Raw genomic sequence first — 380 nt, 5'->3', positions numbered from 1 at the left:
GTTTTAGGAATTACTAACAATGATTTATCAGGTGCCTGCCTGGTCCGCGACGACCGAATTCTCTCAGCTGTAAGTGAAGAACGTTTCACCCGTATCAAGGATGATAACGTCTGGCCTGCGCAATCTATTTCATTTGTACTGGCTGAGGCGGGTATGAGTTTAGAGGACGTAGACTATGTAGCCTATGGTTGGAACGCAGGGTTCACTGCTGAAAAGCATTTACCTTTATATTTCGATCGTATTGTAGATGAGGTCAAGAACAACCCTGACGGGCTGTTCCTTCGCAATTTCACTGACCGTGTGACGGTGCTGGTTCATGGTGATACCCAGGCCTGCGAAGAAGCGGTCGAGCTGGCGCGGCACGCGGGCATACGCCTGAT

At 49.7% G+C, this 380-nt stretch carries 1 protein-coding gene; it reads left to right on the top strand.

Annotated elements, in window-relative coordinates:
• Positions 1 to 380, top strand: a 380-nt coding sequence (locus AC0L3B_RS38590) for a carbamoyltransferase N-terminal domain-containing protein (protein ID WP_473382877.1), incomplete at both ends; no start/stop codon positions are given.

It is taken from the genome of Bradyrhizobium sp. Kon56, assembly GCF_055807635.1.
The sequence above is the reverse complement of the archived record's forward strand: the minus strand, read 5'-3'. Positions and strand labels throughout refer to the sequence as shown.